Consider the following 21814-nt stretch of genomic DNA (forward strand, 5'->3'; position numbering starts at 1 on the left):
ATGTATAATATGGAAGTTCCAAAAGATATTATGCCCACACTGGTTATTGGGCTAGGAGGTACAGGCTTTCAGGTTATTAAAAGGCTTAAAAAGCTATTTGATAAAAGGTACAACACTAAAAAGCTGCCTATAAGGTATTTGATTATTGATACGGACTTAAAATCCTTTTTGGATGATGACATAGATAATAATGAAAAATGTCAATTAAGATTTGGAGAGGGGGTAAAGACCACCTTAGATTGGGCTTATAGCAACCCTTACTTTAATTGGCTTCCTAAAAATCCACCAATAACCCCTGATTTCTTCACATCAACAGATCAGGGAGCAGGACTTATGAGACCTATTGGAAGATTATATTTAGCTAAGAATGCACAACTGGTTTACGATACTTTAAATACTGCTAAAAATGACCTGGTTGACCTGCACAAGGTACTAACAGATGTTGGAGAAGCTTATCTGGAGAATATAGACAGGCATAAAGTATATGTAGTTGGCTCTTTGGCTGGCGGAACAGGCTGTGGTACTTTTTTAGATGTAGCGGTTATGCTATCAAAGGTATTTAATAGAGATAACACAAACATAATTGGATTATTTACTTTAGAAAGCTGTTACGATGATAAACTATCCTCTGACTTGGATGCTCAAAACAGAAGTAAGGCAAATTGCTATGCTGCTTTAAAGGAATTGGAGTTCTTTATGTCTTCAATAACCAATCCAGATGATGAAAAATACTCCTTTAATTATAATAATATCGGTGAGATAAAGCTTGAAAAGAAGATCTTTGATATTTGCTACTTACTTGAAAATAAGAATGAAATGGGTGGAGTGTTAACAAACATTGAAGATATCTATGATTTATGTTCTCTTCAGCTTTTCCAAGAGGTAGGTACAAGGCTAGGATCTCAACTAAGAGCTGACTATGCTAATTTTATATGTAAGGATAAGGATCCAGTATTAAAAAGAGATAGACACTTTAGTACTTTTTCCTCTTCGTCAATGGAAGTACCGGTGGAGAATCTTAGAAGATATTGTGCTTATAGACTTACTTCAGAGATATTATCCAAAATAAACAATTCTAATGAGGAGGATAACACTATAGAAGCTGCTAAAGCTTTAGCAGAAGATATCAATGAAGCTTTAGAAATTACAGACAGGCTTAAGGACTTTAGAGGAAGTAATAGATATAGTGGAAAGAAATATAGTGAGTTTATAGGGAAAAAAGCAAATCTAAAAAAAGCTGAGAATATCTGTGATGAAAGATATCTTCAATGGAAAAGTGATCTGGAGGAAAATAAAGAGCAAGTAAGCAAGCTTATCAAGTCCTTTATAAATGAAAAAGCTATAGAATATGGACTTAACAATTTAAATAAAATTCTTATGGAACTAAAGGCGAGCCTTGTTAGTGATTATGAAAACTATGCAGATTATAATGGTAAAAGTACCATTGATAGGGCAAATATTGAAAACTCTATGGACAATATAAAAGATAAAAAAGTTAAAAGTGGTAAGAGAGATGTAGATGGTAAATTAATCTCTGACTTCAACAAGTTTATTGATCAGAAGTTTGGTGAGCTAGCATATAGAATTCATAAGAAAAAATATGATATGACAGAAGAAATTATAGATGATTGCAGAGCAAATATTAATGCAGTAATTGGTGATATAAACGCCTCTATTACTCAGGTTAATAATAGATTGAACAAAATTAACTATCAAGCAAATAAAAAGTATGGTGGCAATATTATTTCAAGAGAGATGATAACTAGGGAGTTCTATGAACATTATTATAACGAGAACTTTGGAAAAAACCTTACAGAAAAGGTTGCAGCAATGTTTAAGGAAGTAAGCATCATTTCGGTTATAAGAGAAGGAAAGGAAAGACTATTAGCTATCTGTGAAAAAGAATTTGATAAGATTGATTCTAAAATCAACATAATGGAGATCTTAGAGCAAAATGCTAAGAATATGGACATGAGCATAAATGATTACGTTAAAGAACAACTAGAGATAACCTCTAAACTATCTAAACCCTTTTGGTCTGCAGTGAAGAATCCAGAGGTTTCTTGGACAGAATGTTATTATATTGGAGCAATTAAGGATGAGAATATTACTAATGGCTTTACAATAAAACCACAGGAGCCTATTGATAATTGGATAAGAAGTCAAACAGGGGAGAGATCCAGACAAGCAAGGTATGTGGAAACTACAAATCCATATGCTATTGATGTAATTCACATAACCATGGGTGCCTGTGCAGCATATCTTCCTGATATAAAAAACTACAAACAGTTCTATCTGAGGTTGCTTTCCTCTAAGGCCTATCCACTACATCTGGATGAGGCATATGTTGGACTTAGTGATTTGGATTTAGACACTGAAAAGCTTATGGAAGACTATTATTTGTCTCTTGCATATGGCGTGATAATAAATGTTGATGGCGATTTTGTGAAGAACCTTAGATATGATGAGGGGTACAAATATATATATACTTCACCATACTGTATAGAGTTTGAGGAGAGTAAAGAGCTATGTGAGGGCTTCCCTGAAAATAAGGCAACAATAGATAAAAAATTGATTTTGGGTACTTCTCAAGAAGAGGTGCTTAAAAGATTAGCAGATGATAAGCAATTGGTTAAATTAATCCGTGATTTCATAGCAGCTATAGAAAAGAGTTTCAAAAAGGAACAGTTGAAAGAGCATATGATAAAATTTGTTTCAGATGAAGTGAATGAGAAAGATTTTATTGCGTATGAGAAAATTAAGTATAAAACATCAGTATAACAGAGGTGTTTTAAATGAATGAAGTATTTAATCCTTCATTAGTAATTTCCATAGGGCCTTCTGGGAAAAAGGCCCTTGATTTTTTAAATAGTATGCTCTTAGAACTGCCAAAACATTTTTTGAACCTAATAGAAGGTTTCGCTATAGATAACTTGGAGGAGCTAGAAAAAAAGCTTCAGTACACCATTGACAATAAGCTGTTGTCAGCTTCCAATCTTAATAAGCTTGTGGATCTAGGCTATAAGGTTAGAAATGAAAATGTGGAAGAAGTCAAAATAGATATTTATTTACTTTGGGATATGTATAGTTCTGAAATATCAGCCAGTGACCTTGTTGACACAATTTATGCTTTAAATTACGGTAATGTAGATAAGCACCAAAATTCAGGGGTGCTATTATATATAATACCAATAGTTGATAAGGAGTGGCTCTATGAGGATGAAGAAAGACTTCAAGGTGTATATGAGTTAGCTAAAGTCTTTAAATTCATTACAAAACAAGAAAATATGATTAAAATTGATTCAAAGATTTATCTTCTCCACAGTATTTCAAAGGATGGTACTAGAATTTCAAAAGAGGAGCTAGAATATGTAAGCTCTCACTTGATATATTATAATATAATTCCTTCAAAACAGCCGCCACTTGCATACTTTAATCAAAGGATAATGATGCATGAGAGCGACTTCAAGGTTGGTACCATTGGTATATCAGCTTTAGCTGTTAGAAAGGACAAGCTTCTTAGGGAATTTTCACAGTATCTTACCTGTGATTTACTTGAACATATAATAAATTTTGAAAAGAAAATAAATTATAGTTCTTATGATAGTTTTAGAAAGCTTAAGAGTAGCGCACATATTAAGGAACTTAAAAATGAAGTGCCACTAATTGATGGAGATGAACCTACCTTAAAGTTTAATGAGGAGTTAAAAGTTAATTTAACAGAAGACATTTGGGAATACCCTCATATAATGAAGAACTGGGAAGGCATATTTGAACAAAACTATCTTGGAGAAATAAAGAGAAAAATAGATGAGAACTCTAAAGGCATTATAAGCAAGGCTAAAAATTCAATTAACAGTGAGTTAAAGGAATTAACCTTAAAGTATGGACTAAAGCAAGGACAGAATTTCTTACTTAATCTATTGAAAACTATAAACAATCAATCAGCAGGTCATGGAACAAAAGATCCTAAGGATATAAGTTATCTAAATGAAGAATTAAAGAAAAAGGTAAATAACTATCCTAATTATATAGGGTTTATAGTGAAGATAGTTATACTCATAACTTTTTTGATTTATTCATCTTATAGTTTGCTCTTTCCTCACATGAGTAACTTACTTCGAATAATTTATATTTTATTGTTAATAAGCTTAATAGTTTCTTTAACTTTACTAGACTACAAGTATAAGGTTAAGAATTTCAAGGCTTTTATTAAAACTTATATAGATGAGTTTTATAAAAATGCTGGTATCTTAGTTAAACAGTATATGGAAAGAAAGTTAGCAGAGGTCCAACAAGCAATTATAGATCTAATTGAGGAAAAGCTTAAAGAAGTAGCAGAAGGAATTGAAAACTGCGAAAATCTAAGATTAGAGGTTGAAGCTATAACAAAAGAAAGTGAGGACTATGAAGCAAATCTCATTACTAACTTGTTAAGCTTTGAAGATAGAAAAAGATTCTATGAGCTGCAAAGTAAGGACATAAGTAGTATATACTTGGGCTTTTCGGCTCAGCTTTCAGACTATACTGAGTTTCGTTATGAAGCAATAAAGAAAATCTTAGAAGCATATGCAAGAGAGGTGGCTAATAGTTATATATCCATAGACTTTTTTGAATTTTTAAAGTTTAAATATGGTGAAGATCTGAAGGACGAAATTTCTAGTTGGATAGATAAGGGAGTAGTTAAGTCTAAAGAATTACTACAATATAATAATACTAGAGATCTAGAACTTCATAGGATGTTTTTAGCCACAAAAGAGTTTAAAGAAGCTACCAAAGAAATAATAAGCAAAAAGTTAAATGGCTATGAGATATCAAGCGTTGATGGAGCGGATATTTTCACCAACAGTATTTCCATAATCAAGCTGACCTTAGGAGTGGAACTTAGCAGCATTACTCCTTTTATGAATATAAAGGAGGGTGAATATATATGATAGAGTTTATTGCACTATTTTTAGTTATACTTTTTTATGTTATTCCTTTAAATATAGTGTTGTATAATTTCTGTGAATATTTTTCAGAGTATCTTTTAGAAAACTATCCTAATCCTCCTTTTAAGTTTTTGCTATATATATCTTCAGATTATTTGCCGCCTACAATCTATGTTGTGAGTTTTATGCTTATATTTTTACTGTTTTATTTCTTATTAAGCAATGTAATAAGAAAAAGTTTATTTATCTTTAAGAACATAGATATAAGTAAATACAACCTTATTAAGTACTCAAAAGGACAAAAGTCTATGAATATAACAGCTAGAATTCTCATTATTGTTTTACTGTTGCTGCAATGGTATTTTGAAGTAATAGACATAAGAATCATAGTGTTAGGAGTACTTTGTTTGGTATTTATTTTTAAAGAGTTAAAACCTAGAAAAATCAGAAAAACTCTAGAGAATGCAGTAAAGCCTAAGGAAAGAATTTCGAAGAAAGAGTTGGTGGTGGATAACAAAGAAGATTATATGGACTTATCCTGGAGTTATGTATTAGATGCCTTAGACTTGAAGAAACCTATAGACTTTAATATAAGATTTAATAAGAAAGAAGGTTACCTAGTGAAGGATAAGGCTACTATGTTAGAAATAGAAAAAAACATTAAGGATTTTAGTGAGGAAGTAAAAGCTATATGTGACTATAATGGCTTAGACAACTTTCACAAAATCTCTGCAGTATGCTCACTGATAAGTAAATTTAAAGTTGACGACTCAATAGAGCATCCAGAGCAACCTAATCAAACTCCTTCTGAAACCATAGTAAAACAAGCTGGTAATTATTACTCTCTAGGCCTTTGCACAGCTGCTATATTAAGAGCTATGAATCTAGAAGTTAAAGAACTTGAAATCCCGTCAAAGGATGGAGGTAGAAAACTAGCTCTTGCAGTAGAAGGTGCAGATGAGTTAGTAGGAAATTATTATGTCAGTGATAACAAGCAATATTTTTACTGCCAGTTAGGAGAAAACAATGACTTTATAGTAGGGGAAGTACCACAGGAGCTTTAAAAATAGATTTGGGAATGAAGCCGTACATCTTTATAGAGTTACCAACTTAGCTATTAATTGATATATGCTAAGCAATCACCAGAAGAGGGGATTTTCCAATAAGTATAAATTAAGTTTCGTTATATGAACTCTTTAGTAACTGCTGTATTAAATCATCATAGTATATATTAATAATATACCAAGGTGATAAGTATGGACAAAGTAATAGATATTGCAGATGTTGTATTATATAAAAAAGCTTGTGAGGTACTTAGAAAAAACAAGATCCCTTTTAAAGAAGAAAAACTTAAAAAAGATGCTGAGCTTTGCAAAAAAATAATAGGGCTGCTGGAGAGGTATGATTAAAAAGTATGCTAGTTTTAATTCTTAGCATACTTTTTTACTTAGGCTCTGTTAAAGTAACGTATTGAAAATAAGTGATCAGTCATCCCATGCTTTAATTAGCTTGTATAAAGAATAAATTAATATAAAGAATATTGTTGAGGTTCTATAAAAGGAAAATATGTAAGCTTATAGAATACTTAAAATAGGAAATTTTTAGTTAAAATATGAAAGGAACAAGCATGGGAATATTCGATAAGTTTAAGAAAAAAACAGAAAAAGTGGAGCCTATTATCACTTCGTTACATATGGTCTATCAGAACTTTATGAGAAAGAATTTAAAAATAAAGAATATAGTGGTTATGGCTTTGAATTAACAGTGAAGTTAAAGAAGGGAGGATTAGAGGATGAAGAAGCAGCAATTCGAGGAATGTGTGGAATTCTTCAAGCTATAGCAAGATTAACCTATAATGAAGGAGAGATATTTCAACCAGATGAGTATATCTATACAGGGCAGACTTCTGGCATGGACCCTAAGGGGCAGTCGTTAATTGCAGGTTTTATTACACATCTAGATAAGCTTGGAGAAATCAATACTCCAAATGGAAAGTTACAGTTTGTTGAGCTTATAGGGGTGACGGATGCAGAATTGAAAGCTATTATTGACAAGAAGTTAAATGTAGTGGATTTATTTGATAGATTAGTTTCAGAATGCACAGATTATAAGCGTGAGAGTCTTTTCTAGCTGTCTAGTAAGCTACTATTTTTAGCCAATATAGTACTTCAAGGGCTTAGAACAGCAATTTAGAGTGAGCAGAAAGAATAAAATTAGTATTGGACTTTTCCTAAAGAATAATAAAAGCTATGCGTAGTAAGTTCACTAGATGACCTTACTATGCACAGCTTTTATTTATATAGTAGTAATAATATTAGTTGTTTGACAAGCTTAATGATAATCAAAGCATCGAATCACTGACCACTTAATTATACAACGGTACTTTAAATAGCTATCATTTCAATACTTACATTAAGGGTATAATTTTAGCTTGTTCTAGAAGCAAGTTTCTTATTTGAATTGTCAACCTCATTTTCTTTTTTTGATATTGAAGATACCCATTTTATTCTCAAGATCAAAATAGTGGTAATTATAGCCGCCATATAGTTTGAGAATAAATTTCCCCAGAAAACAGAATAAAATCCAAGCACATGCTCTGTAGCTAAAATAAATACATATCTTAAAAGCCAGATTCTAAGGAAGCTCATTATTAATGGAATTCCTGTACGTCCAAGTCCTATAAAGGCACCTTGTTGAACCATGCATATACCAAAACCTATTACTGAATAAGTGTAGATATGCAGGGATTTGTTAGCTATTTGAAGCACTTCAGAATTATTAGTAAATAAAACTGTTAGGTATGGAGATAATGGTACAACTATAGCTATCAATAGTGCTGCTGTAATAGCACTGACTATACAGCCTTGAAAACAGGATTTTCTTGCCTTTTCACTTTGCCCAGCACCTACATTCATACTTACCATAGTGGTTATTGAAGAACCAAAGGCTGATGGGAGAATGAAACATACAGAGGTTATATTTCCGGCTATGCCTTGTCCTGTAAGAACGATAGCTCCATATTTTTCAATTTCATTGTTTATAAGAAAAAATCCTAAACTAAGCATTAAGCTTGATAGCATTGAAGGTATACCTAGCTTGATTAGTTTAAGTAAAATCTTAAAATCAAACTTGAACCCTTTTATTATAAGCTTGTCATCTCCTTCTTTAATAAACAACTCATAAAACATCCAAATGCAAATTAGCAGGTTTGAAGCAAAGGAGGACATAACTGCTCCTATAAGACCAAAATGAAAAACAGCGATAAACAGTACATTAAATATTAGTTTTAAAACCAGCATCAGCATCATTCTAATGAAAGTAGCTTCAGGCTTTCCGTTGGCGTTTTTTATAGAGTTATATATTGCTTCAAGAAATAAAAAAGGCAATACTAAGGAATTTAAAGAAAGATATAAAAAAACGTCATGAGATATTTGTGGATCAACTCTACTAGAAATAGGAAAGGCTATGAAGTAAAGCACTGGTGCCATTATTATTCCTATGAGAAAAGCAAAAACAACAACCTGAGTTGAAACATACTTTGCCTTCTTATAATTTCCTCTACCATTCATTTGACCAATTATAGCAATTGCAGCGACGCTAAGACCTTGAGAAAGAGCTATAGCCATATTTATAATAGGACCCGAATAGGTAATAGCGCTAGCACCTATAGTTCCTACAATGTTATTAATAAAAATCCCGTCCATCACTGGGATTATTGATTGAACTAGTCCCATCATAAGTGTAGGGACTGAAAGTAAGAAAAGAGTTGAGAGTATTGATCCATTTAGGATTAAGTCACGTCTTTCCTCAGTGTTTTGATGTAAAAAATTCAATTTCATATCTATTTTCACCAGCTTTCAGTTAAGTAATTACTGTCTTAGTACTTATATACAGTGTGTAAAATAAACCATTATTAAGTATAGACTCAAATAATAGTACCTTCAAATATAGAGCATAGTAGAAATTTAGACTTATTTGGGTAAGATAGCCATATATGACTTCTTAAGGTGATATGTCGTAGGAGAGGAAGTTTTGGAAGATACAGATAGTGTTTAGCTTCAGAATTTTGCATATTGCCTCTGTAAAGCAACGTATTAAAATCATGTACTACTAACAAGCTCCGCATTAATTGAATGTTTAGTGGATAAGCTTAATATATCACGCTTGAGCAATACAGTGGATAGATACAATAAAAGTTTATTGATAAACAATAAGAAATATGTTATATTATTTTTATAACTTAAAGAGAGGTGGCTTTTATGAAACGATATTCGACAATTCTTTTAAAGATAGCGGTTATTTTAATTGGAATTCCAGTGCTTGCCCTATGCATATTTTGGTTGCCTGGATTTATAAACTATCTTCCTCATGGTATAATAATCGGAGTGTATGCTACGGCGATACCATTTTACTATGCACTTTATCAAGCTTTAAGGCTACTAAGCTTTATAGATAAGAATAAAGCTTTCTCGGAGCTATCTGTAAATGCCTTGAAGAATATAAAATATAGTGCACTAACCATCAGTGGTATATATGCAGTAATGGCCCCTTTTATATATCCTATAGCAGATAGAGACGATGCACCTGGTTTATTAGCATTGCCGCTAATATTTATCTTTGTATCAATTGTAGTTTCAGTCTTTGCTGCTGTACTTCAAAGACTATTAAAAGAGGCAATAGACATAAAGACAGAAAATGATCTAACAGTCTGAGGTGATAAGATGGCAATTATAATTAATATTGATGTAATGCTGGCTAAGAGAAAAATGAGTGTAACAGAGCTTACAGGAAAGGTGGGCATTACTATGGCAAATCTCTCTATACTAAAGAATGGAAAGGCAAAAGCTATTAGATTCTCTACTTTAGAGGCAATTTGTAAGGCTTTGGACTGCCAACCTGGTGATATATTAGAATATAGAGAAGATACATAAACTACAAGTTATATAACCACTGAATTTAAGTAATATTATTAAACTTAGCTTTTAACTAAAGCCTTTATATATTATCTTTTCATAAGCATACTATATAAAGAAGTACCACTTCACTCCAAAATCTATTTTCAAAACTACTCTGGATTCTGAAGGGATAATTTGAAAATATAAGTTTTAATATGAAGTAGTATATCTATAGACGACTCCCATAACTACTGAATAATATATCAGTAATTACGGGAGTCATCTTATTTTCTTCTGAATTTCCACTGATTGCTCCGCGAAAGTTCCTTATATAGTTATAAGAAACTAGTTGTCATTCCAATAATAGCATTTTGATAGTATAAAAAGATGTATTGTAGGAAAAATTTAATAATATAAGGTAATAAGATTAACGGAGGAATATTATGGCTTATAAATTATTAATAATAAACCCAGGCTCAACATCAACCAAAATATCAGTGTTTGAGGATGAAAAAGAGATACTTGGCGAAACTCTTAGACATCCATCTGAGGAAATAGGCAAATTTAAAACTGTATTAGAACAGAAAAGCTTTAGAGCAGAGGTTATACTAACCACTTTAAAAAACAATAATATAGAAGTAAAAGAATTGGATGCAATAGTCGGAAGAGGCGGGCTTCTAAAGCCGATTCCTAGTGGGACTTACGCAGTAAATGATAAAATGCTTAAAGACCTAAAAGAGGGAGTAAATGGTGAGCATGCATCAAATCTAGGTGCAATAATAGCAAAGGAAATAGCTGATTCTATAAGCAAAACAGCATTTATAGTAGATCCGGTTGTAGTTGATGAGATGGAAGATATAGCAAGGATATCAGGAAACCCTGAGCTTCCTAGAAAAAGCATCTTCCATGCACTAAATCAAAAAGCTGTTGCAAAAAGATATGCTAAGGAAAACTCTAAAAACTATGAAGAGCTGAATATTATTGTTGCTCATATGGGAGGCGGAGTTTCAGTAGGAGTACATCAAAACGGAAAGATAGTGGATGTAAATAATGCTTTGGATGGAGATGGTCCTTTTTCGCCAGAAAGAAGTGGTGGAGTTCCGGCTGGAGACTTAGCTAGACTATGCTATAGTGGAAAATATACGCTAGAGGAAATCTTAAAGAAGATAACAGGAAAAGGCGGTTTTGTAGCTTATCTTAATACTAATGATGCAAGAGCTGTGGAAGAAGCTGCCTTACAAGGAGATGAAAATGCAAAACTAATCCATGATGCAATGGGTTACCAAGTAGCAAAAGAAATAGGCGCAGCTGCCACAGTGCTTAATGGAAAAGTTGACGCTATCATTTTAACTGGAGGTATGGCTTACGGAAAGCCTATGGTAAACCTAATTAAAGAGAAGGTAGGATTTATTGGCCCAGTTATTGTTTATCCAGGAGAAGATGAGATGCTTGCTCTGGCTCAAGGAGTACTTAGAGTGCTTAATAAAGAAGAAGAGGTAAAAGAATATAAATAGATACAGCAAAGCATGAAGTGGTCTAATAGCAGGCTGCTTCTTTTTATTTTGAAAAATTAGAATATACCGATATAAAGAAATTAACAAAAAAGATATAGAATATATGTACGTACATTATTTTTAATTGTATTGCTTATATTAGCACTTGTAGAATAAATTTATTGTTAAAGTTGTAACAAATGGGTTAAAATGTAATTAGAAAAATATGTAATCGATCTTTGTAAACAGTTCCATTATTATTGATTTATTTTAGATAAAACTAAAAAGATTTGTATTTATATAAAAAAGTTCGTAAAATCTATTGAAATTTATGCTAAAAAGCATTATTATAATATTGTTAAATAATGAACAAGAGTTGTACCTTTTTTATTGATGATTTGTGTGAAAATCAACTATATTGTACTTACATGTAGCGGTCACAAGGCATCAAAGGAAAATTGATATTATTTAAACATGCTTCTAAAATGAATTCAAACCAATGAATTTATTTATTTTAGAATATTGTCGATGGTAATTACTAGCTTTTAAGACTTAGTATATTATATATTGTACGTACATTTAATGATTATCATCGACATTTAAATTAGCTAATAATTTCATGAAGCAATTAAATTAAGTTTGCTAGTGAAAAAATATATATAAAGGAGATTATATAGAATGAAAGACTTTGATTATTCTTCTGAGAGTTATCTTAAAAAGGTAGATGCGTATTGGAGAGCTGCTAATTTTATATCAGTTGGACAATTGTATCTTATGGGCAATCCTTTACTAAAGGAACCACTAAAGCCAGAACATGTAAAAAATGCTGTTTTTGGTCACTGGGGTACAATTGCTGGACAAAACTTTATTTATGCGCACTTAAACCGTGTTATTAATAAATATGATTTAAATATGTTATACATATCAGGTCCAGGTCACGGTGGACAAGTTATGGTTTCTAACTCTTACTTAGACGGAAGCTATAGCGACATATATCCTGAAATAACTCAAGACATACCAGGATTATCAAAATTGTACAAGCAATTCTCCTTCTCAGGTGGAATTGGATCACATGCAACTCCTCAAGCTCCAGGTTCAATACATGAAGGTGGAGAACTAGGTTATTCATTAGTTCATGGTTATGGAGCTATATTAGACAATCCTGATCTAATAGCTGCAGTAGTTGTTGGTGATGGTGAAGCTGAAACAGGTCCATTAGCTGCATCATGGCAATTAAACAAATTTATAAACCCTGCTACAGATGGTGTTGTTTTACCAATACTATACTTAAACGGATTCAAAATCAGTAACCCTACAATAATGGCTAAAATGACTGATGAAGAATTACAAAAGTACTTTGAAGGTTTAGGATGGGATCCAATATTTGTTGAAGGTACAGATCCTGAATTAACTCATGGTATAATGGCTGAAAAGATGGATGAAGCTATCGAAAAGATATTAACTATAAAGAAAAATGCAATTGAAAACAATGATATGTCTAGACCTAAGTGGCCAGTTATACTTAACAGAACACCTAAAGGATGGACAGGTCCTAAGGAATTAAACGGAAGCCCAATCGAAGGTTCATTCCGTGCTCACCAAGTTCCAATTCCTTTTGACAGAAAGCATATGGAATATGCAGATGATTTCGCTGCTTGGATGAACAGTTACCGTCCAGAAGAATTATTCACTGAAGATGGTAAGTTAGTAGATGAAATAGCAGAAATCATGCCTAAGGGTAACAGACGTATGGCTTGCAACCCTGCTGCGAACGGCGGAAACATAATGAAAGACTTACGTTTACCAAACTACCGTGAGTATGCTATAGACAACTCAGAAAAAGGCAAGAACGTTGCACAAGATATGCTAGTTTTAGGTAACTATGTACGTGACGTAATGAAATTAAACAAAAAGGAACGTAACTTCAGAGTATTCAGTCCAGACGAAGCTGCTTCAAACCGTTTATATGCAATGTTTGAAGAAACAAGCCGTCAATGGGTTGGAGAAATCAACGAACCTTATGATGAATTCTTAGCTCCAGATGGACGTGTATTAGATTCTATGTTAAGTGAGCATATAGCTGAAGGTGCTTTAGAAGCATACTTATTAACTGGTCGTCATGGTTTCATACACAGCTACGAATCATTCCTACGTGTTGTAGATTCAATGGTTACACAACACTTTAAATGGTTAAACCAATGTGAAGAAATTTCTTGGAGAACTAAGATAGCATCATTAAACTTAATAATGACTTCTCATATCTGGCAACAAGACCATAATGGTTATACTCACCAAGATCCAGGTATGTTAGGACACTTAGCTGACAAGAATTCTGGATTAATCCATGAATACTTACCAGCAGATGCTAACTCTTTACTTGTAGCATTTGATAAATCTCTAAGAAGCACTAACCAAGTTAACATATTAACAGCTTCAAAGCACCCAAGACAACAATGGTTTACTATTGATGAAGCTGAATATCTAGTTAACAACGGTTTAGGAATAGTAGAATGGGCAAGTACTGACAAGGGTCAAGAACCTGACATCATATTTGCAACAGCTGGTGATACTCCAACTCTTGAAGGTTTAGCTGCTGTTCAATTATTACATGATTATCTTCCAGAATTAAAGATAAGATTTGTAAATATAGTTGACTTATTAAAGCTACAATCTCCAGAAACTTATGAACATGGTATATCTGATGCAGAGTTCGATATGATCTTTACAAAAGATAAGCCAATAATATTCGGTTTCCACGGTTATGAAAACTTAGTAGATACTTTATTCTTCAAGCGTGCTAACCACAATGTTTCTGTTCATGGTTACAGAGATAAGGGTGAAATCACAACTGGCTTCGATATGCGTGTTATGAACCAATTAGACCGTTTCAACCTTGTTAAGGATGCAATCTACCACTTACCACAATTAGGTAACAAGGGAGCTTACATTATACAAGAAATGAACGAAAAATTAGACACTCATACTAAGTTTGTACATGCAAATGGAATAGATCTTCCAGAAATAGCTAACTGGACATGGAAAGGTCTTAAATAATATAGAGCTTTAAAGTAAAAAGAGGTGTTGATGAACATTGTGTTCGTCAGCGCCTTTTTGTTGTTAATGAAAGTATAAAAAATATTAATTAAACCTATGAATAAAAGAAGTTAGAGCAGATTTCTAGGTTAAATTCGTCTGCTATATTTTCTTCATATCCATTAAAAAACAGATGTTAAAGTGACTCGCCTAAAAGGGCCACTTCAGCGAATGTTTTATTGTGTAAGGCAGTGTAGCGTGTTTTTTTATGTGAAAATATTTTTTACCTTGAAAGCTATAGTTTTAAGGTAATTGAAGAGCATACCATTGGTATTTTTAATTTTGGGAGTTCAGTCAGGTATGGAAATTTAGGTATATAAATATTAAAATAGAAAATGAAGGACTTTAGAAAACTAAACAAATGGATTTTATAATATATATTTTCTGGGAAATACTGGATAATTAATTATAATGTATTCCTATGTTTTAGTAGGTTGCATAGGAATAAATACGGAAAGTGTCTAAACTAAGCTTTTTATATATTGTTTGAAGCTAGATTGCAAAATAAAATTATTAGTAATAGAACCTAAGTATACCTAAAAGAATAAATGAGAGCAGTTTGACATTTTTATAATATAATGATATTTTTTACATATAGGTTATACGACTGACGGAAGTGGAATAAACCACATGAAGTATAACAACTAAAAAGCCGACCGTCTGGGCAGAAAAGTCCGGATAGTGGGCTTTTTTATTGTTTAATAAAGTATAAATTTTTGTTATCTAAATCTAGCAATATCAAGGTTTTATAAAAGCTAGTTAGGATAAACATAAAAAAATGTAAGAAAAGGAGTGTATGTTAGAGATGAAGGGATTAAAGTTAAAGTACGGATGTAATCCTAATCAAAAACCAGCTAGAATATTTGCTAAGGAAGGAGACCTTCCTATAAAAATAATCAATGGTAATGCTGGGTACATTAATTTATTAGATGCTTTGAATGGATGGCAGTTAGTAAAGGAATTAAAAGTAGCTACTGGACTTGCAGCTGCAGTTTCTTTTAAGCATGTTAGTCCAGCTGGAGTTGGGGTAGCGGTAAGACTTCCAGAAGTATTAAGAAAAGCTTATTTTGTTGATGAAACAGAGTTATCTGATATTGCTACTGCATATGTTAGGGCAAGAGGTGCTGATAGAATGTCTTCTTATGGTGACTTTGTTGCTTTATCTGATGAATGCGATGAGCAGACAGCAAGATTTTTATCCACTGAAGTTTCAGATGGGGTTATTGCTCCAGCATATTCTAATGCTGCATTAGATGTATTAAAAAGCAAGCGTAAAGGTAATTATCTAATAATACAGATTGATGAAAACTATGAACCTAAAGAAATTGAAACAAAAGAGGTATATGGAGTGACTTTTGAGCAAAAACGAAATGATGTAAAAATATCAGAGGATTTATTAACAAATCTGCCTACTCAAAATAAGCTATTGCCAAGCAATGCAAAGAGAGATTTGATTATAGCTCTTATAACTTTGAAATACACTCAATCTAACTCTGTTTGTTATGTAAAAGATGGTCAGGCAATTGGTATTGGAGCAGGGCAGCAATCTAGAATTCATTGTACTAGATTGGCAGGTAATAAGGCTGATACCTGGTTCTTAAGACAAAATCCTAAGGTTTTAAATCTTCCTTTTAAACCAGGTATAAAAAGGGCAGACAGAGACAATGCCATAGATATCTATATTTCAGAGGATTATATGGATATATTATCAGATAAAACCTGGCAGAATATTTTTACAGAGAAGCCTGATGTATTAACTAAAGAAGAGAAGAAAGAATGGTTACAGAATTTAAAGGAGGTAGCTTTAGGCTCAGATGCATTTTTCCCTTTTGGAGATAATATAGAACGTGCAGTAAAAAGCGGTGTAGCTTATATTGCACAAACTGGTGGATCAATAAGAGATGACAATGTTATAGAAACCTGTGATAAATACAATATAGCGATGGCATTTACTAATGTAAGATTATTTCATCATTAGGCTATGTTTAAAAAAGTTGTTGAAATTAACTATAGTTGCTGTAGGAATTCCATTTTCAGTAAAGTCTGAATATAAGTTTTGGAGGTAATATTATGAATAAAGATACTTACAAGGTGCTCTTTATTGGCAATAGCCATACCTATTATAATGATATGGCTTATATGGTTAAATATCTATCAGAGCAATCGGATTCAAGTCATAGGATTGAACCAGTGATGATTGCTCAACCAGGAAAAAGTTTAGGAGAGCATAAGGATGAGCCAGAAATAAGATTTAATATTCTTTATGGTAATTATGATTTTGTAGTTATGCAGCAAGTAGCACATCCTTTTGAAGGTGGGAAGGAGACATTACTTCGAGATGGAAAAGCAATTTATGAATTCATTAATAAAACTGAAGCTACTCCTATTGCTTACATGACATGGGCTGAAAAGGCTAAACCGGAAAATCAAAAGATAATGACAGAAGCATATATAGAATTTGCTAAAGAAATTAATGGTTTGCTTTGTCCAGCTGGCATAGCTTGGCAGAAGGCTCTAGCTTCAAAGCCAGAGCTTGAATTATACGATATTGATGGACAACATGCTAATCCTACTGGTTCCTACTTGATAGCTTGCACATTTTACAGTGTAATATTACAAAGCAGCCCTATAGGTTTACCAAATGAAATTAAGTTAAATGACAAGGTGCTTTATGATATTCCTAAAAAAGAAGCTGAGTTTATCCAACAGATAGTATGGGACACTATAAATTGCCAAAATGAATAATATAAGGACTATATCTCTTATTTATAAGAAATATAGTCCTTATATTTTATGACTAGTATATATAATTGCTACAAATAACTTACATCTATTTTCTAATAGGAATTTTATTTTTTTAACCTTTTTTTAATGATATAGATGAAGTGCTTAAGGGTTGTTCTGCTTATTAGTAATAGTATGAAATGAAAGTTTTGTCACCAATCGTACATTTTTATATGTAAACATAATAACATTGAAAACTTCTAAAATACTACCTAAATTAATTTGTAACCTTTGAATAAAATAATGCTATATATAGATATATATCAATTCGTTTTTTAGATATGTTTTTATAACTGAACAATTGACATGTTTATGAATAATATATATATTAGTATATAGATGAATATCAATATATAGATGAATATCAATATATAGATGAATATCAATATATGAGGTGATAAATTGAAGCTTGATTACAATGAAAATGCAAAGATAATTAAGGCACTTTCAGATCCAAACAGGTTAAAAATAATCGATATTTTATCCTGTGGTGAGAAATGTGCTTGTGATATACTTGAACATTTTGATCTTACCCAGCCAACACTTTCTCATCATATGAAAGTGCTGATAGATTGTGGTCTAATTAATAGTCGTAAGGAAGGCCAATGGAATCATTATTCTTTAAATAATAAGAATTGTAATAAATTGATGTTATTTATTATGAACCTAATAACTGATACTGATGATTGTGTATGTAAAGACAAGGCTAAATGCCAGTGTAAATAAAAGGAGATAGATGTTATGAAAAAAATGGTTATTTTTGATCCAGCTATGTGTTGTTCAACAGGAGTATGTGGCCCAAGTATTGATCCAGAGCTTTTGAGAGTAGCTACTGTACTTAACAACTTAAAGAGCAGAGGTATTATAGTGGAGAGATATAATCTTACTAATAACCCTCAAGCTTTTGTAGATAATAAAGAAATTAATGAGATGTTAAATAGTGATGGTATAGATATTTTACCTGTTACAATGGTTGATGGAGCAGTTGTAAAAACCAAGGCTTATCCAACTAATGAAGAATTTTGTGAAATGCTAGATATTCCTGAAAATTATCTAAAACTCCAAATTAAAAAGAGATAGTTTAATAGTTGTTGTTTAACTAACGATTTATGCATGCACATAAATCGTTAATATAAACCATAATAAAATATTTTTTAAAAAAGGAAAGGAGGATTAAATATGTCACAGCTATTTAATCCAAAAGAGATAGAATTAACTAAATATATGTTTTTTACTGGCAAGGGTGGAGTTGGTAAAACCTCAACAGCTTGTGCTACTGCTATGCTTTTAGCAGATCAAGGAAAGAAAGTTATGTTAGTTAGCACAGACCCTGCATCAAATCTTCAGGATGTTTTTAATAGAGAATTAAACAATAAAGGGGTTAAGATAGAAGAAGTGCCTAATCTTATGGTGGCAAATTTTAATCCTATTGATGCTGCAAATGAATACAAGGAAAGTGTTGTTGGTCCATATAGAGGTAAACTTCCAGAGGTGGTTATAAAAAATATGGAGGAGCAGCTTTCTGGTTCCTGCACTGTTGAAATTGCTGCCTTTAATGAATTTACAAACTTTATAACTGATGAAAATATACAAAGAGAATTTGATCATATAATATTTGATACAGCGCCAACAGGACATACTTTAAGAATGCTTCAGCTTCCTTCTGCTTGGAGCAATTTCATAAGTGAAAGTAACCATGGTGCCTCTTGTCTTGGTCAATTGGCAGGCTTAGAAGATAAGAAAGAAGTGTATAAAGATGCAGTAAAAACACTGTCTGATGGTAAATTAACTGCGCTTATATTAGTAACAAGACCAGAGAACACTCCTTTGATGGAAGCAGAAAGAGCAGCCAGTGAGCTCAAAGAAATAGGTGTTAACAATCAAGTATTAATCATAAATGGAGTTCTTAAACATGTAGATGATACTTTATCAAATAGTATATATATAAAACAACAACAGGCTATTAAGAATATCCCAACAGGGTTAAAAAATCTTAAGACCTATGAAATTCCTCTAAGACCTTACAATATTACTGGATTAGACAATGTAAGAGCTTTTTTGGTGGAAGATAAAATTGAGCTGAATAAAGAAAAGCTTAAAGCAGATAAGATGCTAGCTTTAAAAGATATAATTGATGATTTAGATACTTCAGATAAGAAAGTTATCTTTACCATGGGAAAGGGAGGTGTAGGTAAGACTACTATTGCAGCTTCTATTGCATTAGGCCTAGCTAAAAAAGGTAAAAAAGTTCATCTTACCACTACTGATCCTGCAGCGCATCTTAAATTTGTTGTAGATGGCAGCGAAGGATTAACCTTGAGCAACATAGATGAGAAGAAAGAGCTTGAAAAGTATAGAGAAGAAGTATTAAGTAAAGCTAGAGAAACTATGACTGAGGAAGATATAGAGTATATTGAAGAAGATTTAAGATCGCCATGTACACAAGAAATAGCTGTTTTTAGAGCTTTTGCTGAGATAGTTGAAAGATCTGAAGATGAGGTAGTGGTTATAGATACTGCTCCAACAGGGCATACTCTTCTGCTTTTAGATTCTACAGAAAGCTATAATAAAGAAATATCTAGATCACAAGGGGATACTCCTGAAGCTGTTAAAAAACTATTACCTAAGCTTAGAGATTCAAGTAAAACCGAAGTTGTGATTGTAACTTTGGCAGAACCTACACCAGTTTATGAAGCAATGAGACTAGAAGAAGACTTAAGTCGTGCTGGAATAAGCAGCAAATGGTGGGCTGTCAACTCAAGTTTGTATGCTGCAAATACAACCAATGATATCTTAAGGGTAAAAGCAAATAATGAAGTCCATTGGATTAATAAAGTAAATGATATCTCCAATGGTAAATATGCAGTTATAGAATGGAAAAGTGAAGAAATAAAAAACATTGTTAAAAAGGGTGAGTTTATTTGAAAAGTAAATTAAAACTATCGTTGCTTGATAGATATCTTACATTATGGATTTTTCTTGCCATGGCTTTAGGGATTACCTTAGGCTGGGCAGTACCGGAATTATCAAAAGTGTTATCAAATCTATCTGTTGGAAGTACTTCAATACCTATCGCAGTTGGATTAATAATTATGATGTATCCACCACTGGCAAAGGTAAATTATAAAGAACTAGGAAAGGTATTCAAAAATCCAAAAGTATTAGGCTTATCTTTAGTTCAAAATTGGATTATAGGACCTGTGTTGATGTTCATACTTGCTATGGTTTTTCTAAGATCGGATTCAGCTTTAATGACTGGATTAATACTGATAGGACTTGCAAGATGTATAGCAATGGTTATAGTCTGGAATAGTTTAGCTGATGGAGACAGTGAATATGCAGCAGCATTAGTTGCTTTTAACTCAATATTTCAGGTCATATTCTATTCAGTTTTCGCCTATATCTTTGTTACTGTATTGCCACCGGTATTTGGACTCAATGGGTACAAAGTTAGTATCTCCATGGGTGAAGTTGCTAGATCTGTGGCGGTCTACCTAGGAATTCCTTTTGCTTTAGGAATGCTGACTAGATTAATATTAGAACCAATGATGGGATCAGAGTGGTATACGAAGAAGTTTATACCAAAAATCAGTCCATTGGCATTGATTGCGTTATTATTTACAATCATAGTTATGTTTACTTATAAAGGTCAGTATATTGTACAGCTACCATTAGAAGTTTTAAAAGTAGCAGTTCCACTTTTGATATACTTTGTAATCATGTTTTCTGCATCCTTCTTTATAAGTTATAAATCTGGTATAGATTATAAGAAAACTACAACCTTAGCATTTACCGCTGCAAGTAACAATTTCGAACTTGCTATTGCTGTAGCCGTTGCTGTATTTGGTATTGAATCGAAAGAAGCTTTCACTGCAGTTATAGGTCCACTTGTAGAGGTGCCTGTTATGATTGGTCTTGTTAACGTGGCATTATATTGGAGAAAAAGATATTTTAATAGGTCTTAGTATAATTAATTTAAGGGAAGTTGTATAACTTTCCTTAAATTTTTGCGTTTTTTAAATTTAGGAGAGTACTTTTAACTTGCATTGCGCTTGATTCCTGTAAAAAGATCGCCTAGATAAAAGTTGCTGTAAAAATTATCAAAAATAGTTGCAACTTGCAACTATTGCATAGTACAATGATTACAGGAGGTAATTATTTATGAACTTGACAAATAATTCAAATCAGCTACGAGAACTTATAAGAGGACTAGAGAGGAAACTTGGAATTTTAGAGGATAATGGTTTTTCTTGCTGTAGTATAAGTATATCTCAATGTCATGCTTTGGTTGAAATAGGACGCGCTAATAGTATTTCCTTAAACAAATTAGCAGAAGTATTAAATCTTGAGAATAGTACAATGAGCAGAACTGTGAACAATCTTGTTTCAAATGACTTAGCTAAAAGAGATATCGATCCACAAGATAGAAGGTATCTAACTATATCACTTACAGATAAAGGGCAGAAGCTATATGAAGAAATCGAAGAGGATATGAATTTATATTTTAAAAAAATCTATGATAATCTTCCAGAAGGTAAAAAGGATCAGGTATTAGAAAGCATTGAGATGATTTTAACTGCCATAGATAAAAGCGAATGTTGTGAATAGTAAAGGAGAT

General features: G+C 32.3%; 16 protein-coding genes, 1 pseudogene and 1 riboswitch. Of the genes and pseudogenes, 16 read left to right on the forward strand and 1 reads right to left on the reverse strand.

Annotated features, from left to right (window positions below; translation table 11 throughout):
* From GXK57_RS07280 to GXK57_RS07300, 5 genes and pseudogenes are all read left to right on the forward strand, one after another.
* Window positions 1-2781, forward strand: a complete 2781-nt coding sequence (locus GXK57_RS07280; protein WP_160673698.1) for a tubulin-like doman-containing protein — start codon at window positions 1-3, stop codon at window positions 2779-2781.
* Window positions 2782-2795: 14 nt separating this feature from the next.
* Window positions 2796-4934 (forward strand): hypothetical protein, encoded by a 2139-nt coding sequence (locus tag GXK57_RS07285; RefSeq protein ID WP_160673701.1) that lies wholly within the window; start codon window positions 2796-2798, stop codon window positions 4932-4934.
* The gene (locus GXK57_RS07290) at window positions 4931-5995 is read left to right on the forward strand and encodes a hypothetical protein (RefSeq protein ID WP_160673704.1); all 1065 of its coding nucleotides are present in this window, start codon (window positions 4931-4933) and stop codon (window positions 5993-5995) included. The genes GXK57_RS07285 and GXK57_RS07290 overlap by 4 nt, the downstream gene beginning before the upstream one ends.
* 192 nt (window positions 5996-6187) lie before the next feature.
* Window positions 6188-6340, forward strand: a complete 153-nt coding sequence (locus GXK57_RS07295; protein ID WP_160673707.1) for a hypothetical protein — start codon at window positions 6188-6190, stop codon at window positions 6338-6340.
* A gap of 268 nt (window positions 6341-6608) precedes the next feature.
* Window positions 6609-7061 (forward strand): annotated as a pseudogene (locus tag GXK57_RS07300) (suppressor of fused domain protein); the annotation flags it as partial.
* 296 nt (window positions 7062-7357) lie between these two features.
* On the opposite strand, the gene GXK57_RS07305 reads toward GXK57_RS07300, so the two are convergent.
* Window positions 7358-8770, reverse strand: a complete 1413-nt coding sequence (locus GXK57_RS07305; protein WP_160673710.1) for an MATE family efflux transporter — start codon at window positions 8768-8770, stop codon at window positions 7358-7360.
* Window positions 8771-9190: 420 nt separating this feature from the next.
* Between GXK57_RS07305 and GXK57_RS07310 the strand changes: the two genes are divergently transcribed.
* From GXK57_RS07310 to GXK57_RS07360, 11 genes are all read left to right on the forward strand, one after another.
* Window positions 9191-9643: a DUF2975 domain-containing protein gene (locus GXK57_RS07310; RefSeq protein WP_160673713.1), complete on the forward strand. Its 453-nt coding sequence runs from the start codon at window positions 9191-9193 to the stop codon at window positions 9641-9643.
* Window positions 9644-9652: 9 nt separating this feature from the next.
* Window positions 9653-9862: a helix-turn-helix transcriptional regulator gene (locus tag GXK57_RS07315; protein WP_128213737.1), complete on the forward strand. Its 210-nt coding sequence runs from the start codon at window positions 9653-9655 to the stop codon at window positions 9860-9862.
* A gap of 407 nt (window positions 9863-10269) precedes the next feature.
* On the forward strand, window positions 10270-11340 hold the full coding sequence (gene buk, locus GXK57_RS07320) for a butyrate kinase (RefSeq protein WP_160673716.1): 1071 nt from the start codon (window positions 10270-10272) through the stop codon (window positions 11338-11340).
* Between the two features lie 657 nt (window positions 11341-11997).
* Window positions 11998-14373 carry a phosphoketolase family protein gene (locus GXK57_RS07325; protein WP_160673719.1) on the forward strand — a complete coding sequence of 792 codons (2376 nt, stop codon included), beginning with the start codon at window positions 11998-12000 and terminating at the stop codon, window positions 14371-14373.
* Between the two features lie 632 nt (window positions 14374-15005).
* A riboswitch (ZMP/ZTP riboswitch) is annotated at window positions 15006-15085 on the forward strand.
* A 132-nt stretch (window positions 15086-15217) separates the two neighbouring features.
* Window positions 15218-16390 (forward strand): phosphoribosylaminoimidazolecarboxamide formyltransferase, encoded by a 1173-nt coding sequence (locus GXK57_RS07330; RefSeq protein WP_160673721.1) that lies wholly within the window; start codon window positions 15218-15220, stop codon window positions 16388-16390.
* Between the two features lie 92 nt (window positions 16391-16482).
* Window positions 16483-17157 (forward strand): hypothetical protein, encoded by a 675-nt coding sequence (locus GXK57_RS07335; RefSeq protein ID WP_160673724.1) that lies wholly within the window; start codon window positions 16483-16485, stop codon window positions 17155-17157.
* A gap of 441 nt (window positions 17158-17598) precedes the next feature.
* Complete coding sequence (locus GXK57_RS07340) at window positions 17599-17922, forward strand: metalloregulator ArsR/SmtB family transcription factor (protein ID WP_160673727.1); 324 nt, start codon at window positions 17599-17601, stop codon at window positions 17920-17922.
* 15 nt (window positions 17923-17937) lie between these two features.
* Window positions 17938-18276, forward strand: coding sequence for an arsenite efflux transporter metallochaperone ArsD (gene arsD / locus GXK57_RS07345; RefSeq protein ID WP_160673730.1), 339 nt, complete (start codon window positions 17938-17940; stop codon window positions 18274-18276).
* Window positions 18277-18375: 99 nt separating this feature from the next.
* Window positions 18376-20121, forward strand: a complete 1746-nt coding sequence (gene arsA / locus GXK57_RS07350; RefSeq protein WP_160673733.1) for an arsenical pump-driving ATPase — start codon at window positions 18376-18378, stop codon at window positions 20119-20121.
* Complete coding sequence (gene arsB, locus GXK57_RS07355; RefSeq protein WP_160673736.1) at window positions 20118-21161, forward strand: ACR3 family arsenite efflux transporter; 1044 nt, start codon at window positions 20118-20120, stop codon at window positions 21159-21161. The genes arsA and arsB overlap by 4 nt, the downstream gene beginning before the upstream one ends.
* A gap of 196 nt (window positions 21162-21357) precedes the next feature.
* The gene (locus GXK57_RS07360; RefSeq protein ID WP_160673739.1) at window positions 21358-21804 is read left to right on the forward strand and encodes a MarR family transcriptional regulator; all 447 of its coding nucleotides are present in this window, start codon (window positions 21358-21360) and stop codon (window positions 21802-21804) included.
* The last annotated feature ends 10 nt before the right edge of the window (window positions 21805-21814 follow it).

Source organism: Clostridium sp. C8-1-8, assembly GCF_009928445.1.
In the GTDB taxonomy this organism is placed as follows: domain Bacteria; phylum Bacillota; class Clostridia; order Clostridiales; family Clostridiaceae; genus Clostridium_AR.